This is a genomic window from Rhodococcus jostii RHA1 (assembly GCF_000014565.1).
Taxonomy (GTDB): Bacteria; Actinomycetota; Actinomycetes; order Mycobacteriales; family Mycobacteriaceae; genus Rhodococcus_F; species Rhodococcus_F jostii_A.
On sequence record NC_008268.1, the window covers coordinates 3,743,771 to 3,759,857 of the forward strand.

14 protein-coding genes are annotated in these 16,087 nt (G+C 67.6%); 7 read left to right on the forward strand and 7 right to left on the reverse strand.

The features are described from left to right. Window positions 1-24 precede the first annotated feature (24 nt). On the forward strand, window positions 25-2,103 hold the full coding sequence (locus tag RHA1_RS17180; RefSeq protein WP_011596161.1) for a heavy metal translocating P-type ATPase: 2,079 nt from the start codon (window positions 25-27) through the stop codon (window positions 2,101-2,103). Here the strand turns inward: RHA1_RS17180 and RHA1_RS17185 are convergent. The 3 genes from RHA1_RS17185 to RHA1_RS17195 all read right to left on the reverse strand — a co-directional run bounded on the left by RHA1_RS17185 (window position 2,045) and on the right by RHA1_RS17195 (window position 5,991). Beyond that, window positions 2,045-3,709, reverse strand: coding sequence for an FAD-dependent monooxygenase (locus tag RHA1_RS17185; protein WP_011596162.1), 1,665 nt, complete (start codon window positions 3,707-3,709; stop codon window positions 2,045-2,047). The two genes, RHA1_RS17180 and RHA1_RS17185, sit on opposite strands and share 59 nt — an antisense overlap. A 61-nt stretch (window positions 3,710-3,770) precedes the next feature. Then, on the reverse strand, window positions 3,771-4,733 hold the full coding sequence (locus RHA1_RS17190) for an MBL fold metallo-hydrolase (protein ID WP_011596163.1): 963 nt from the start codon (window positions 4,731-4,733) through the stop codon (window positions 3,771-3,773). 202 nt (window positions 4,734-4,935) lie between these two features. Continuing rightward, entirely contained in the window at window positions 4,936-5,991 is a 1,056-nt protein-coding gene (locus RHA1_RS17195; protein WP_041811599.1) for a YeiH family protein, read from the reverse strand. Window positions 5,992-6,092: 101 nt separating this feature from the next. Between RHA1_RS17195 and RHA1_RS17200 the strand changes: the two genes are divergently transcribed. Then, the gene (locus RHA1_RS17200; protein ID WP_011596165.1) at window positions 6,093-6,998 is read left to right on the forward strand and encodes a LysR family transcriptional regulator; all 906 of its coding nucleotides are present in this window, start codon (window positions 6,093-6,095) and stop codon (window positions 6,996-6,998) included. 7 nt (window positions 6,999-7,005) lie between these two features. Here the strand turns inward: RHA1_RS17200 and RHA1_RS17205 are convergent, their stop codons facing one another. The 3 genes from RHA1_RS17205 to RHA1_RS17215 all read right to left on the reverse strand — a co-directional run bounded on the left by RHA1_RS17205 (window position 7,006) and on the right by RHA1_RS17215 (window position 10,274). Beyond that, window positions 7,006-7,737, reverse strand: a complete 732-nt coding sequence (locus RHA1_RS17205; protein WP_011596166.1) for a sulfite exporter TauE/SafE family protein — start codon at window positions 7,735-7,737, stop codon at window positions 7,006-7,008. 49 nt (window positions 7,738-7,786) lie between these two features. Next, complete coding sequence (locus RHA1_RS17210; RefSeq protein ID WP_009476618.1) at window positions 7,787-8,815, reverse strand: phosphotransacetylase; 1,029 nt, start codon at window positions 8,813-8,815, stop codon at window positions 7,787-7,789. Between the two features lie 88 nt (window positions 8,816-8,903). Next, entirely contained in the window at window positions 8,904-10,274 is a 1,371-nt protein-coding gene (locus RHA1_RS17215; protein ID WP_016884783.1) for an aspartate aminotransferase family protein, read from the reverse strand. A 220-nt stretch (window positions 10,275-10,494) separates the two neighbouring features. Here RHA1_RS17215 and ald point away from each other — a divergent pair, with 220 nt between their 5' ends. From ald to RHA1_RS51910, 5 genes are all read left to right on the forward strand, one after another. Next, window positions 10,495-11,616, forward strand: a complete 1,122-nt coding sequence (ald, locus tag RHA1_RS17220) for an alanine dehydrogenase (protein WP_009476621.1) — start codon at window positions 10,495-10,497, stop codon at window positions 11,614-11,616. 103 nt (window positions 11,617-11,719) lie between these two features. Beyond that, on the forward strand, window positions 11,720-13,189 hold the full coding sequence (pdxR, locus tag RHA1_RS17225) for a MocR-like pyridoxine biosynthesis transcription factor PdxR (protein WP_011596167.1): 1,470 nt from the start codon (window positions 11,720-11,722) through the stop codon (window positions 13,187-13,189). Between the two features lie 242 nt (window positions 13,190-13,431). Then, window positions 13,432-14,535, forward strand: coding sequence for a hypothetical protein (locus tag RHA1_RS17230; protein WP_011596168.1), 1,104 nt, complete (start codon window positions 13,432-13,434; stop codon window positions 14,533-14,535). Between the two features lie 90 nt (window positions 14,536-14,625). Further along, window positions 14,626-15,174: a hypothetical protein gene (locus RHA1_RS17235; protein WP_041811606.1), complete on the forward strand. Its 549-nt coding sequence runs from the start codon at window positions 14,626-14,628 to the stop codon at window positions 15,172-15,174. Between the two features lie 191 nt (window positions 15,175-15,365). Beyond that, window positions 15,366-15,521: a hypothetical protein gene (locus RHA1_RS51910; protein ID WP_237726917.1), complete on the forward strand. Its 156-nt coding sequence runs from the start codon at window positions 15,366-15,368 to the stop codon at window positions 15,519-15,521. A 120-nt stretch (window positions 15,522-15,641) separates the two neighbouring features. On the opposite strand, the gene RHA1_RS17245 is transcribed toward RHA1_RS51910, so the two are convergent. Continuing rightward, window positions 15,642-15,938, reverse strand: coding sequence for a putative quinol monooxygenase (locus RHA1_RS17245; RefSeq protein WP_041811617.1), 297 nt, complete (start codon window positions 15,936-15,938; stop codon window positions 15,642-15,644). Window positions 15,939-16,087 lie beyond the last annotated feature (149 nt).

Here is a 16,087-nt window from a genome sequence, read left to right on the forward strand (position 1 = left end):
AGAGCAGCTTCCGAGGGAGCAGGCATGTCTCACGATCATCAGCAGCAGGAAGTGGAACAGGTCCGGGACACCGGGCACGCCGGGCACGGTGAGCACGCGGATCGGCATGCCGGTCACGGTGCGCAAGGTGAGGTGTTCCGGCAGAAATTCTGGATCAGTCTCGCGCTGTCGGTGCCGGTGGTGGTGTTCAGCCACATGTTCGCCGACCTCCTCGGCTACACCGTCCCCGACTTCCCCGGTGCGTCGTGGATTCCGCCGGTGGTCGGCACCGCCATCTTCTTCTACGGCGGCGCGCCGTTCCTCACCGGCGCGTGGGGTGAGCTGAAATCGCGGCGGCCCGGCATGATGCTGCTGATCGGCATGGCGATCACGGTTGCGTTCCTCGCGTCGTGGGTGACGACCCTGCAGATCGGCGGGTTCAACCTCGACTTCTGGTGGGAGCTGGCGCTTCTCATCGTCATCATGCTCCTCGGACACTGGCTGGAGATGCGGGCGCTGGGGTCGGCGTCCGGTGCCCTCGACGCGCTCGCCGCCCTGCTGCCGGACACCGCCGACAGGGTCACCGACGACGGCATCACCGAGGTGCCCGTCTCCGAACTCGCCACCGGCGACCTCGTGCTGGTGCGGGCCGGTGGCCGCATCCCGGCCGACGGCACCGTCGAGGACGGCCGCGCGGAGGTCGACGAATCGATGATCACCGGCGAATCCAACCCTGTCCCACGGTCGGTCGGCGACACCGTGGTGGCCGGCACGGTCGCCACCGACAGCGCGCTGCGGATCCAGGTGGGCGCGGTGGGGGAGGACACCGCCCTCGCCGGGATCCAGCGACTGGTCGCCGACGCGCAGTCGTCCTCGTCCCGGGCGCAGGCCCTCGCCGACCGCGCCGCGGCATTCCTGTTCTACTTCGCCTCGATTGCAGGGCTTCTCACGTTCGTGGTGTGGTCGCTGCTCGGCAACGTGGACGAGGCCGTGGTGCGGACCGTCACCGTTCTGGTGATCGCCTGCCCGCACGCACTCGGCCTGGCGATACCGCTCGTGATCGCCATCTCCACCGAACGCGCCGCGAAGGCCGGTGTCCTGGTGAAGGACCGGCTGGCGCTCGAACGCATGCGCAACGTCGACGTCGTCCTGTTCGACAAGACCGGCACCCTCACCCAGGGCAGACACGTCGTCACCGGCGTCGTCACCACCGCGGGTGTCACCGAGGCCGAACTGCTCGCGCTTGCCGGCGCCGTGGAGGCCGACAGCGAGCACCCGGTCGCCCGGGCCATCGTCGCCGAGGCCGGCGCGAATGTGCCCGGGGACGAGCGGCGAACCGCGTCCGACTTCCGGTCACTGCCCGGACGGGGGGTGCGCGCGAACGTCGACGGCACACCCGTCGAGGTCGGGGGTCCGGCGATGCTCACCGAACTGAACGTCACTGTTCCCGACGACGTTGCCGCGCAGACGACACGGTGGGTCGAACGCGGCGCCTCGGTCCTGCACGTGGTCCGCGACGGGCGGGTGCTCGGGGCGCTGGCGCTCGAGGACGCCGTCCGCGAGGAGTCGAGGCAGGCGATCGACGCCCTGCACGCGCGCGGCGTGAAGGTCGCGATGATCACCGGAGACGCCCGTCAGGTGGCCGACGCCGTCGCCGCCGACCTCGGGATCGACGAAGCGTTCGCCGACGTGCTGCCGGAGAACAAGGACGCCGAGGTCGCCGCACTCCAGGCACGCGGTCACCGCGTCGCGATGGTCGGCGACGGCGTCAACGACGCGCCCGCACTCGCCCGCGCCGACGTCGGCGTCGCGATCGGCGCCGGCACCGACGTCGCCATCGAATCGGCGGGTGTCGTCCTCGCCGCCGACGACCCCCGCGCCGTGCTCTCGATCATCGACCTGTCGCAGGCCAGCTACCGCAAGATGTGGCAGAACCTGGTGTGGGCCACCGGATACAACGTCATCGCCGTCCCCCTGGCCGCCGGGGTCCTCGCGTTCGCCGGGGTCGCGATCTCACCCGCGGTCGCGGCGATCCTGATGTCCGTCTCCACCATCGTCGTCGCCCTCAACGCGCAGCTGCTGCGCCGACTCGATCTGGATCCGGAACGGCTGGCGCGGAAGTGATCACGGTGACGACGGGTTCGGTGATTCGGTGGAGCGCGGACACCAGCCCGCCGACTGTGTCGGTGACCGCCGCGATGTAGGCGTCGGGGCGGATGACCCAGACCTCGCCGGGCTTCGCGTCCAAAGTGGCGGTGAGGACGCCGGTGGTGTCGATCTCCGACAGCCGGACGAGGCGGATCGGCGTGTGCACCGCTGCGAGGGCCGCGCGGCGGATCGCGTCGACGTCCACACCCTCACCCGCGAGAAGCAGGATGCCGTGCCGGGCGATGGCGCGGAGCCGACTGCCGTCACCGCCGCGCAACGTCACCGGGGTATCGGGCAGGAGGATTCCCGGCGCGGCGGCCGGGGTGCGGCCACGCTCGGGGCGCCCGGCGAAGGGCCGTTCCGGATCGATTGTGGTCAAGGGCGATTCGACGTACCAGAACGGCTCGGCGAGGCGACCGCTGTCGACGTGTGCCCGGGCCTGCGGGTCGGTGAGCGCCGCGGTGAGCACGTCGCGCCGGTGCCGGTGCTGGTGTTCGGACTGCGGGACGAGGAAATCCATCGTCGCCGTGGTGACCGCGATGTTCTCGACGGCCGCCGCGTGCCGCTCGGTGTGATACGTCTCGAGCAGTGACTCGTCGGCCCAGCCCCGCAGGACGAACGCGAGCTTCCATGCGGCGTTCTCGGCGTCGGCGACACCGGAATTCAGGCCTCGCGCCCCGAACGGCGACACGATGTGCGCGGCGTCCCCGGCCAGCAGCACCCGGTCGACGCGCATCCGGTTCGCGACCCGGGAGTGAAAGCGGTACACCGATTTCCACACGATCCGGTAGTCGGTGTCGCCGATGATCTTCCGGATCCGCGCGTCCAGCGCACCCGACTCCTCCTCTGTCTCGAGGTCGTACTCGCCGGGCACCTGCCAGTCGATGCGGAACGTCGAGTCCGGGCACGGGTGGATGAGCACCTGCCTGCCCGGGTTCCACTCCGGGTCGAAGTAGAAGCGGCGCTCGTCGGCCCAGCCCGGAATGTCGGCGGCGATGTCGCAGATCAGGAACTTGTCGTCGAACGAACGACCGTCGAACGTGACACCCAGCTGCCGCCGGATCGCGCTGCCCCGCGACCCCACGGCCACCACCGCGTAGTCCGACGTGACGGTCTTCTCCCCGGAGCCGGTGCGGCAGGTGACGGTCACGCCGGTGTCGTCCTGATCCACCGACGTGGCCTCGTATCCCCACCGGACGTCGATCGACGGCGTGGCCGCGATCCGCTCGTCGAGCAGTTCCTCGGTCCGTGCCTGGGAGATGTTGACGAACGGCGGGAACGACGAGACGCCGCGGTCGACGAACGTCTGCGCGAACAGTTCGTGGTCGCGGTGGAAGGTGCGGGCGCACCCCCACGTCACGCCCTCGTCGGCCAGCCGCCTGCCGACGCCGATCGCGTCCCACACCTCGAGGACGTCCCGCTGCTGGCAGATGGCCTTCGATCCGATCGGGTCACGCTCGGCCCGTGCGTCGAGCAACGTCACCGGTATTCCCCAGCGCGCCAACAGCAACGCCGTCGTCTGCCCCACCGGGCCGTTGCCCACGACGGTGACCGTGCCGCCGCGGGTGTGTCGTCTTCCCATGATCCTCGCCTTGTCAGTGTGAAAGGTGACGGACGTCAGCCCTGTGAAACGGTGACGGACGTCAGCCCTGCAACTGGTCCCAGACCTCGCGGTCACGCTCGGCGGTCCAGATGACGGGCCGCTCGATGCCCGACAGTTCGTCCCACACGCGGGAGACGTCGAAGGGGAGGCAGTGTTCGAAGATCGGCCAGTGCCCGTACTGCTCGTTCAGTGCGGCGTGGGTGGCTTCGAACGCCTCCTTGAGGGTGCCACCGCGCTGCTGGACGGCACCGACCTCGGCCAGCATGACCTCGATGAAGTGGCGGGTCTGCTCGATCGCGGCGTCGACGGCCTCCCGACCGTGGGAGACGGCGCCGCGTCCGCCGATCAGGACCTCAGCGCCGAGCTCCTTGATCCGGTCGAGGGTGCCGGTGGACCAGTCGCGGTGGAAGGCGTCACCGGTGTAGAGCGCGGCCTGAGCCTCCACGAGGTCGCCGGCGAAGAGGATCTTCTGCTTCGGCAGCCACGCGGTGATGTCGCCCTCGGTGTGTCCGCGGCCGAAGTGCTGGAGAACCAGGTCGCCGCGTCCGCCCCCGAGGTCGATGGTGAGCTTGTCGGCGAACGTCAGGGTGGGCCACGTCAGTCCGGGCACCGAGTCGGCCGCTTTGGCCAGGCGCGGCATGCGTCCGAATTCGCTTGCCCAGTCTTCTTTTCCACGCTCCTCGATGAGCGCGCGGGTGGTCTCGTGCGAGACGATGGTCTCGGCGTCGAACGCGGCCGCACCGAGAACGCGGACGGCGTGGTAGTGCGAGAGCACCAGGTACCGGACCGGCTTGTCGGTGTGCTCGCGTAGCTTGCGCAGCCAGTCCTGGGCGGCCACCGGGGTGGCGAGCGCCTCGAAGCAGACGACGAAGTCCTCGCCCTCGATGGCGCCGATGTTGGGATCCCCCTCGGCGGTGAGGGCGTACACGCCGTCGGCGAGGACCTCGAGGGTCTGTTCCTTCTCACCGAGGTCGGCCGACGAAGCGAAGCTCGTGGGGCTCATGCGATCCACCTAACTAATCAAAGGTTTGATTGATGGTGGACACAGTAACCCGGATCACAAAATAATGAAAGCCTTGATCAAAAATTGGGCCCTGGACTCCGCGCCCCGACCGAACCAACGGGACGCTCGTGCGATCTGACGCAACGAGCGTCCCGTTCGTCGCGGAGGGGGGTGATCGGGGGGCGACAGGGGTGGGTCGGCATCACCCCGCGAGCAGTACGCCGACCAGGGCGATCGATGCGACCCAGACGGTGGAGATGCCCGCGAGCACGAAGGGTCGTGCGCCGACCTTCTTGATCGTGGCGATCTGGACGCCGGCACCGAGGGCGAACATCGCGGCGGTGAGGAGACCGGTCTGCACGATCTTGGCGTCGGCGAGCAGGCCCTCGGGCAGCAGGCCGGACGATCGCAGGCCGACGCAGACGAGGAACGCGAGGACGAAGAGCGGGACGAGCGGGGGCCGCTTCACGTCGGCGTCGGTGCCGGCGAGCTTGCGCTGGCGCACGCTGAGGACGGCCATGACCGGGGCGAGCATGAGGACTCGCGCGAGTTTGATGACCGCGGCGACGCCGAGGGCGGCACCGCCGATCGCGCCGCCCGCGGCGACGACCTGCGCGACCTCGTGGATGGAGCCGCCCGCCCACAGGCCGGCGTCGGTGTCGGAGAGTCCCAGCGCCCGCGACAGCAGCGGGATCGCGGGGATCATGAGCGTGCCGAAGATGACGACGAGCGCGACCGCGGTGATCACCTCTTCCTCGTCGGCGTCGACGACACCGTCCACCGCCGCGACGGCGGCCGCACCGCAGATCGAGAATCCGCAGGCGATGAGCAGGCGCTGGGTCCAGCTGAGGCCGAGCAGCTTGCCCACGAACATCGTTCCCACGATGCCGAGACAGACGATCGAGACGACCACGACGATGACGCCCCAGCCCAGTCCGAGGATGTCGCTCAGCATCAACTGGAGTCCGAGGAGGGCGATGCCCACCCGCAACAGCTTCTTGGCAGAGAACTGCAGTCCTGGGCGCAGGCGTTCGGGCAGATGCACGACGTTCGACAGAACGGCACCGAGCACGATGGCGATGAGCAGTGGGCTCACCGTCGGAAGGAACCGGCCGACACCCATGGCGACGGCGGTGGCGACGGCGCACAGCGTCAGACCCGGCAGGAGAGCGGCCGTGGCGGTCTGCAGTCGCGGCAACGTTGCCGGGCTCTCGACGCGCCGTTCCTCGGACTTCGATTCGCTCAGTTGACTACTCATGGCTCCACGGTCCGTCACCGCGGCCGTCTCCGGTAGCCGTCATCTCGACATACACATATATCAACGTGATATGTCTTGCGCCGGGGTCATATACTCGATGCATGTCCCGCAGATGGCCCGAGTTCCCCGTTCTCGAGTTGCTCGTGGGCGTCGACGACCACGGAAGCCTCAGCGCTGCCGCCAGACTCGCCGGAATGGCGCAGCCGAATGCGAGTCGCGCCATCAAGCAACTCGAGCGCCAGTTCGGCATGACACTGCTGCAGCGCAGCCCGACGGGCTCGATACTGACACCGCAGGGAACCGTGATCGCGCACTGGGCGCGCCGGGTGCTCTCCGACACGCGCCGGCTGCTCGACGTCGCCGAGGGATTGCGCGCGGAACGCGCCGCCGAGTTGACGGTGGGTGCGAGCATGACAGTCGCGGAACACCTGATGCCGGGGTGGCTGGGGCAGTTTCGCCGTTTGCACTCCGACGTAACCATTCACCTGCAGGTACACAACTCGACTCAGGTGTTCGAGCGGATCGACAGCAGGATCTGCGACGTCGGGTTCGTCGAATCGCCGACGGTACCACGACCGTTGAAGAGTCTCACGGTCGCGCGTGACCGGCTGGTCGTCGTCGTTCACCCCACCCATCCGTGGGCACGGCGACGGAAGGCGCTGTCCGTCGCCGAGTTGGCGCTGACACCGCTCCTGGCCCGCGAGCCGGGATCCGGAACGCGGACCACCCTCGACGTGGCATTGCAGGAATACGACCGGGCGGCACCGCTTCTCGAGCTGGGCAGCGCCGCCGCGATTCGCACCAGCGTGCTGGCCGGGGTCGGTCCCGCGGTGATGAGCACCCTGGCGGTGGCGGAGCAGGTCGGCGCCGGAGAGCTGAAGGTGATCGACGTCGACGGTCTCGAACTCGACAGGGTGCTGCGCGCCGTGTGGCGGGGCGCGCGTCAGCTCGACGGTCCCGCAGGCGAACTGGTGCGTCTGGTCCGCCGGGTCGGTGCCGAACCGTGAGCAGCTGTCACCCGAGAATGCAGGTCGCCGCACCGGCGGCGATCACCAGTGCGATGACCGCGGAACGGAACACCCCCGGCGGAAGTCGGCGGGCGATCGCCAGCCCGATGACGTTGCCGATCAGCGCGGCCCCGACGAAGACCGGGAGTCGCGGCCAGAACATCGATTCCGTGATTTCGTCGTGGAACCACAGTACCGCGAGCGCCATCACGTTCGCGACGATGAAATAGCCTGCAAGATCGGCAATGAAGGCCATCGGTGGCAACCGCGCGCGCATCAGCAACAGGACCGGTGGCGGTCCGTTGAGCGACGTCGTCGTTCCGAGGTACCCACCCACGGAACCGGTGAGGACGTGCGCGGTCGTGGAGGGCGCACGTGTGGCTTCCGCCCGGTTGGGGAGCGCCATCGCAAGCCCGCACAACATCACCACGACTCCCGCTGCCGGCTTCAGATACTGCTCCGGCAGCGAACCGAGCGTGACCGCGCCCAGCCAGGCGCCGGGCAGGCTGCCACCGCCGAGCAGCGCCACCCGTCCCCACGTGATGTGTTCTCGCAACTGATACGCGGCGCCGATCCGCGTGATCAGGCCCGTCACCAGATTGACGAATACCACTTCGGGAACGGCGAATCCGACCATCAGCATCACCGGCGTCGCGATCAGTGCCGTCCCGAACCCGGTGGCGCCGCCGATGACCGACGCGATGCCGATACACAGGGCACCGATGAGGAGCATCGTCATCGCGGCTTCCTTCCCGATCCGGTGGCACGTTCCCGTGCAGGTCTGATATTCAGGTGGCCAAGGATTGGACTGCGCTCACCAGAGCCATCAGTTCGATGTCGCTGCCGGTGCACCCTCGGGACAGGTCGTTCCACGGTGCGGCCAAGCCTTGCAGGATGGGACCCAAGGCTATTGCACCACCGAGCCGCTGAGCAATCTTGTACCCGATGTTGCCGGCATCGAGATTGGGGAAGACCAACACGTTCGCCCGGCCAGCGACCCGTGAACCGGGCGCCTTGGACGCGCCGATCTCGGCGACCAGCGCGGCATCGAATTGCAGGTCACCGTCCACGTGCAACTGCGGGTCCCGGACGCGCACCAGTTCCGCGGCCTCGCGGACCTTCTCCACTCGCGGGTGGCTGGCGCTGCCCTGGGTGCTGAACGACAGCATCGCCGCGATCGGCGTCTGCTCGGTGAGCTGGAAGTGGGTGGCGCTGGCGGCCAGCGCGATGTCGACCAGTTCCTCGACCGTGGGGTCGGGTACTACGGCGCAGTCGGAGAACGTCAACTGCCTGCCGTCCGACAGCAACATCAGGAACGAGCTCGACAGGATGCTCGAACCCGGCGCGAGACCGACGATGCGCAGTCCGGCCCGCAGCACGTCGGACGTCGGCCTGCTCGCACCCGCGACGCAGGCGTCGACCACTCCGGCGCGCAGTGCCGCTGCGGCGAGGCACACCGGGTCGGACAGCGCCGACTCGATCCGGTCGGGGTACCTGGCGAATCCCGATTCGACGGCGTCACGGATCGCGGGGTCGGCGGCCGCCTCGGCGAGGTCGACGACGAGTTCCTCGGCCAGTGGGATACCCGCGGCCTCGGCGATGCGCCGGATGACGTCCCGCCGCCCGAACAGCCGCGGGGAGACGACACATTTGTGGTGCAGATGGTGGGCCGCACGTATCGCGCGCTCGTCTTCTCCGTCCGCCAGACCGACGATGCGGTTCTCCCCACGCAGGGTGGCGATCCAGTGGTCGATCAGCGACGAATCATTCAGTCGTGCAGCGTCGGTGGGTGGTACAGCGGTGACGCCCGGGGCCATGGCCTCGCTCTCCCATCACTACGAAGAAGGGTGGCGGTCGTCGATCTCGACGACCGCCACCCGCTGGAACTCGGGGAACGTATCGTTCCTACGGCTGGATTGCCTTTTCGATGTCGGTGAGCATGCTGTCGATGCCGTGGAGCAGTTCCGAGAGCACCTCGTCGTCGGCGACGAGGGGCGGCGAGATCATCAGCATCGTGGCACCCCGGTCGTCGCCGCGGAGAATCACCTTGGTGCGGGCGAACGCCTCCGGCAGTACCTTGCGCAACACCGTCAGCGATTCCTGCTCGGTGAACTCGCGGCCGCTGTCGCTGTCGGCCATCAATTCGATCGCGTAGAAGAATCCGGTGCCGCGCACGTCCTTGACGCAGCGGTGCGCGCTCATCAGCGAGTCGAGTGCCGACTTCAACTTCGGGCCGCGCGCGGTGACGTTGCCCAGCACGTTCTCGTCGCGCATCGCGGTGATGTTCGCGACCGCCACCGCCGTCGACACCGGGTGCCCGCCCCACGTCGCGCCGTGGGTGAACACGCCGCCCTTGGGCGAATCGTAGAGCTCGCGCACCAGCTGCTCACGCACGATCAGGCCGCCGAGCGGGGCGTATCCGGACGTGGAGCCCTTCGCGAACGTGATCATGTCGGGCACCACACCGGTGAGCCCGTGCCCGAACCAGTGCCCGAGGCGGCCGAACGAGCAGATCACCTCGTCGGAGACCAGCAGGATCCCGTGCTTGTCGCACAGCGCGCGCAGCGCAGACCAGTATCCGTCCGGCGGAACCAGGGCGCCGCGCCCGTTCTGAACCGGCTCGGCGAACACGGCGGCGATGGTGTCGGCACCCTCTTCCTCGATGACGGCTTCGATCGCGGCGATGCAGTCGAGCTCGTTCGCCGGGCCGCAGTCGCCGAGGTAACCGAGGGTGTTGGGCACGGAACGAACCCCGGGCAGCAGCGGGCCGAACGGGTCTTTGATCTTGGGCAGCTGAGTTACCGAGAGCGCGCCGAGAGTGGTTCCGTGGTACGCCATCTCGCGGCTGATGATCTTGGTTCGCTGAGGGTTGCCCTGGCTGCGGTGGTACTGCCGGGCGAACTTCACGGCCGTCTCCACGGCCTCGGATCCCGAGTTGACGAAGAAGGTCGTCCCGAGGTCGCCGGGTGCCAGGTCGGCGATGAGCGCGGACGCCTCGATCGCGGGGATGTGGGCGCTGCCCCAGTTGGAGGCGTAGGCGAGCGTCCCGATCTGCTCGCTCGCCGCCTTGGCGATGTCGTCGCGGCCGTGACCGATGTTCACGCAGAACAGGCCTGCCAGACCGTCGAGGAAACGGTCCCCCTCGGTGTCGATCAGATAGCTTCCCTCGCCACGAACGAACACCGGAAAGTCGCTTTCCCAGGTGTCCTTACGGGTGAAATGAGGTCCGAGGTGCCGGCGGGCCCGTGCTCGCAATTCGGTGACGTCCACGACCATCTCCTTCGTTGTCGAATGGCTGTGATCCACAACATACCGACGGCGCAGACTGCAGGTCAGGGCCAGAAGAGCGGTATTCGATGGGTCCAGTCTGGTCCCCGTAGACGGCGCTCAACTGGTCCTTCTGGTCCCATGCCAGAGTGATCCAGACTTCGGTATCGCTCGGGCACCACGACGTGTGGTCGGAGCGGCGAACAGCCCCAGCTAACGGAGGTCTCAGATGAGGATCGGTATCCCCAAGGAAGTCAAGAACCACGAGTACCGGGTGGCGGCCACTCCCGCCGGCGTCCACGAAATGGTCGCCCACGGGCACGACGTGTTCGTGGAACGCGGTGCGGGGGAGGGCTCGTCGATCGGCGACGATGCCTACGGTGCCGCCGGCGCGAAGATCCTCGACTCCGCCGATGCGGTGTGGCAGAGCGCGGAACTGCTGCTCAAGGTCAAGGAGCCCATCGCGGAGGAATACCACCGGATGCGTTCGGACCTCACGTTGTTCACGTACCTGCACCTCGCTGCGGGTGAGGAGTGCACCCGGGCACTGCTCGCCGCAGGCACCAATTCCGTTGCATACGAGACCGTTCAGCTTCCCGACGGTTCACTGCCGCTGCTGTTCCCGATGAGCGAGGTCGCCGGCAGGCTCGCACCGCTCGTCGGTGCGCAAGCACTCATGCGCCCGGAGGGTGGCCGCGGCGTACTGATCGGCGGTGTATCCGGTGTGTCCCCGGCTCGCGTCGTCGTGATCGGTGCCGGCGTCTCGGGCATGAACGCCGTCGCCGTCGCCGCAGGCACCTGGGCCGATGTGGTCCTGTTCGACAAGAACGTCGACAAGCTGCGCGCCGCCGACCGGATGTACCAGGGCCGGATCCGCACCCTCGCCGCGAACGCCTACTCGATCGAGCAGGAGGTCATGCAGGCCGACCTCGTCATCGGTGCCGTGCTCGTCCCGGGCGCCAAGGCACCGAAGATCATCTCGAACTCGCTGGTCTCGCGGATGAAGCCGGGCAGTGTCCTCGTCGACATCGCGATCGACCAGGGTGGTTGCTTCGAGGATTCGCGTCCCACCACCCACGCGGAGCCCACGTTCAAGGTTCACGACTCGGTGTTCTACTGCGTGGCGAACATGCCGGGAGCGGTGCCCCACACGTCGACGTACGCACTCACCAACGTGACCTTGCCGTACACCCTGCAGATCGCCGAGAAGGGCCTCGCCCGCGCTGCCAGGGAGAATGCCGCACTCCGCGCCGGTGTCAGCACCGTCGCCGGGCGCCTGACGAACGATGCCGTCGGCGCCGCACTGGGGATCGAGTCGGTCAGCGTCGACGACGCGCTCAACCTGGTTTGATTTCGCCGCCGGCCCGGCATACTGAGAAGTGCTCGTTCGAGAACTTCTCGGCGTGCCGGGTCGGCCTACATCTGGCCACTCTTGGATCCACAGGAGGCGATGCGTGCCGAGAACACTGATCGAGGTCGACCGCAACTCCGCCGAACCGCTCTACCGCCAGGTTCGACGGGCGATCGAACACGGCATCGCCAACGGACTGTTCGATCCACGCCACCGCCTTCCGAGTTCGCGGGAACTCGCGGTCGATCTGGCGATCTCACGGAACACGATCAACCTGGCGTATCAGGAACTGATCGCCGAGGGACTCGTTCAAAGCCACCAGCGCTCGGGCATGTTCGTCAATCCCGACATGATCGAGACGCTGGCATCGGACGCCCGCGCGACCATTCCGCGCATCGACTGGTCGTCCCGTATCCGGCGTTACCCCGACGCCGACGTCCCGCACATCGAGAAGAACGTCGACTGGCACAGCTACCCGTACCCGTTCCTGGCCGGGCAGATCGACATCCGCAGTTTCCCCGCCCGCGCATGGGTGCGGTGTCTCCGCGACGCGCTGTACCAACCCCACGCCTACGCGAGCCTCCAGGACAGTGTCGGTGCGGACGACCCGATGCTGATCGACATGATCCGCCAGCATCTGCTGCCCTCGCGCGGCATCGAGGCGAGTGCGGACGAAGTTCTGGTGACGGTCGGTTCCCAGCAGGGGCTGGACCTCGTCGGCCGGGTGCTGCTCGGACCCGAGGATCGGGTTGCCATCGAAAACCCCGGCTATCTCGATGCGCGACACATCTTCCTGCGCACCGGCGCCCAGGTGTACGGCATCGACGTCGACGATCGCGGCCTGCGCCCGCCGGAGACTCTCCGCGGCACGGACCTGATGTATCTGACGCCGAGCCATCACCATCCGACCAACGCGACGCTCGGCATCGACCGTCGTCAGCGTCTGCTGCAGCTCGCCGCGGAGTCCGGCACCGTGATCGTGGAGGACGACTACGACAGCGAGTTCCGCTATCACGGCAGTCCCAGCCCGGCGCTGAAGGCGCTCGATTCCAGTGGCGACGCCGTGTATCTCGGCACGTTCTCGAAGTTCCTGGCCCCGGGCCTGCGTCTGGGCTACCTCGTCGGGCCCGCGGACCTGGTGCGCGAACTGCGGAAGGCCCGGCGGTACGTGCTCCGACATCCACCGGGTCACCAGCAACGGGCCCTGGCCATGCTCATCGACAGCGGGGAGTACCACCGCGCGCTGCGCCACCACCGCACCCAGATGAAACACAAATGGGAGCGGCTGTGCGCGGCCGTCGACAAGTACCTCCCGTGGCCACAGGAGCCGTATCCGCCCGGTGGCGTCAGCTTGTGGATGACCGGCCCGGAGAACCTCGACTGCCGGGTGCTCATGCGCGAGGCGGAGGCCCGCGGTGTGCTCATCGAACGGGGCGACATCTTCTTCACACAACCGGTCCCGCCCCGCAACCACTTCCGCATCGGCTACGGCGCGATCCCGCTGCGTTCCATCGAAGAAGGCATCGCGCTCCTCGGCCAGGCGTGCCAGGCGAGTTTCCGCTTTGGCAGGTAGACCCGACAACACCCGCGCCCCGGCCGCACCTGCAGGACGTCCTCGCCCCGATCGCGGGGATGGCCCGGTGGCAGGCCAGTCCGGTTTCGTGGCGGGGTGGTCGGTGCCAGTCGGCTGCACGCACACTGCCGCCCAGACGGCGGCCTGTTCGGCCGGCTTCCTCGCAGCCGCAGTGGCCCACGGCCCGCGGTGAGAACGTATTCGGAGGCGCGTCGGCTCGGGGACTCTAGGGTGGTCAGCACATGACTACCGCAGAAGCATTGTTGGCCGGCCCATGTGGGCGTCGGATGCTCCTCGCCTACGCGAGAGACGCCGAACGAACTCTGCAGTCCGAGTTCCGCAGTGACTTGTTCGATCACGCCGTATTTCTGGCGTCGTATCACCTCGAGTCCGGTCGGGAAGGTGCACGCGTGCTGTTCGGGCCCGGCGCTGAAGAGGCTCGGCGGACCGTCCTCACTGCAGACGATGTGGCGCACCGCCTGTCCCAGGTGCCGCTGCCCGAGGTGACGGCGGTTGCACTCCGTTCGGCCCTCGCCGACGCGGTGGACGCGGCGCGCTACTGGCAGGACCCGGACGGCGAAGACATCCTCGTCGCCGCCGAGCCGGTGCGCCGTGAGCTTCGACGGGTCGCCGAGCACATCGCACGATCCCCGCATACGCAGTGGTGGACGACGCCCGCTGCGACCGATCAGTGGTCGGTGGGCTGGAGTGAGGACGGTACGGATCCCGTTGACTCCACTACCGCAGAACTGTTGCGTGACTACCGTGATCGGACTGCCGCGGAGGAAGTGCGAGCAGAACGCGATCGTCCGGCGGATCCGTCGGCGAACTGGTCCGGCTGGTGGTGGTCGACTCCACCTACACGGTGTTCGTCCCGGCCGCTGTTCGACGGGACCCCGGCCGGCTTGTGGTTCGTCGAGGACAGCATGGGATGGGAGCGCGCCGTCACGCGACGAATGAACATTCCCGCCAGCGCTCGCGTGTACGAGGTCGACGGTGCGCAGGCGTGGGCAGAACTGTGCAGACAGTTCTCCGTCGAGGTCACCGCGCAGAAACGACACGATTGGTACCGCACCACCGGACGTTCAGGACGATGGGTCATTCCGGACTGGCCGCGGCTCTCCGAACGGTACGAGGGCGTACATCTCACCGTGGCGGGATACCTCGCCGCGGCGGGCACCGCGATCACCGTCGACGCCGACACCGCGAGTGTCATCGCGGGATGGGCGCCCGACGACACCTACTGGCTCACCGATACCGTCAACCTCGACAGCGACGACTCCCGAACCTGGGTGTGCGACACCAGTGGAAGACATCCTTCCTGGGTCGAAGAAGCGCACCGCTGAGGACTGCTGGCCCCTGTGCCGCAAGCGGATCCGCGAACGCGATGCCGGCGGACAGGCGGCACGCGGCACTCAGTCCGGCATGATTGGGCGATGCCGGTGCTGATACGTCTCGGGTGGGTCGCTCTCGCTTCACTTTCAGCGGCGGTGTCGGCGGATTGGGCGCTCGGTCCGATGCTGTGGACCACCGAATGTCAGCTCGGCGAATTTCGGACTGAACTCATCGCCAGTTGGGACGAGTGCATTTCCTCAACGCTGTCGGATTACGGCAACACGCTGCTACTCGTCCTCGCCGTTCCGATCCTGCTCTGCTTGATTCCTGCCGTGCTCCCCCGTCTCGTCGTGGCTCGGACAGTTGTGACAGTTCTGGCAGCTATGAACGTGTTGTCGATCTTGAACTCTTTCAACGTGCTGCCAGGAAACAGCGACAGTGTCTATTGGTTCGCAACAGACGGCATCCCCATCACGATTGGCGCGACGATGAATCCGACCTCGGCTACTGGAGCATCGAACTCGTCAAGCGTGCTCCCGATCACGCTGCGTGCATCTGCGGCTGCGGTGGCCGTGAGCACCAACCATGAGTCTGTCGGCAAACTCCCGTCTGGATCCGGTGGAGCGGATCGTCGAACGCTCAACCGCTGAAGATGCGATGGGGGAAATCCCCGATCGAGTAGTGGATGGTCCAATTCCGCGACGCCCGGTTTTCGGGTACCGCCCCGACCATCCCGTCCTCGACTCGGTGAGCTTCACCGTCGCACGCGGATACGTGGAACAGAACGCGCCCGCGATCGCGGGCGCCGTCCGGGAGAACCTCACCCTCGCCCGCCCCGGAGGTGACGGACGAGCAGTGCTGGGCGGCCCTGGACACCGTCAACCTGCGCGACCGGATCGACACCGAAACCGCGGCTTTGCACGCGCAGATCGGTGAGCACGGGATTCGCCTGTCCGGTGGCGAGCGGCAACGGTTCGGCGCCCAGCACGTGCCGTAGCGGTGGGCGCGGAGGATGTCCCGAGTTCCGTGGAGTGTGGTGGGGGCCCGGTGACGTGTCAGGCTGCGCTCGTCTCGTCGTTGTGTACCACGATTCGACAGGTTCGGCGGACTCGGCGGCTCAGAGCTTGTCGGCGAGCACGTCGAGGTAGCTGATTTCGGGCGGCGCAGCGAAGAGTTCGTCGGCGCGTTCGCCGAGGGCCTTGCCGACCGGCCCATTGAGATGTGTGTCGCGGGCGGCCTCGTCGGGGAATGCGTCGATGATGCCGAACGTCGAGGGGCCGAACCGTACCGCCAACCAGGGCTTCGTGCCGGGCTCCTGTTCGACGAGTGGCAGCGCCGATCGGAGGAATTCCTCGACCACGCTTTCCTTGCCGGGTTTGGCTTCGAGTCGGACCAGCAGCGCCTTGGTGGCCATGTCGGGTCTCCTGTTCGAGGTGGTGGACATGGTCCAGCATCACACCATCGACCGGTGAAGGGAAGGAGCCCCCGAGCCCACCAATCAAGGAAACCGATCTCACCCCTAGTAATCGTGGAGCCGAAAGAGGAGACTCCATGGTGGATGGA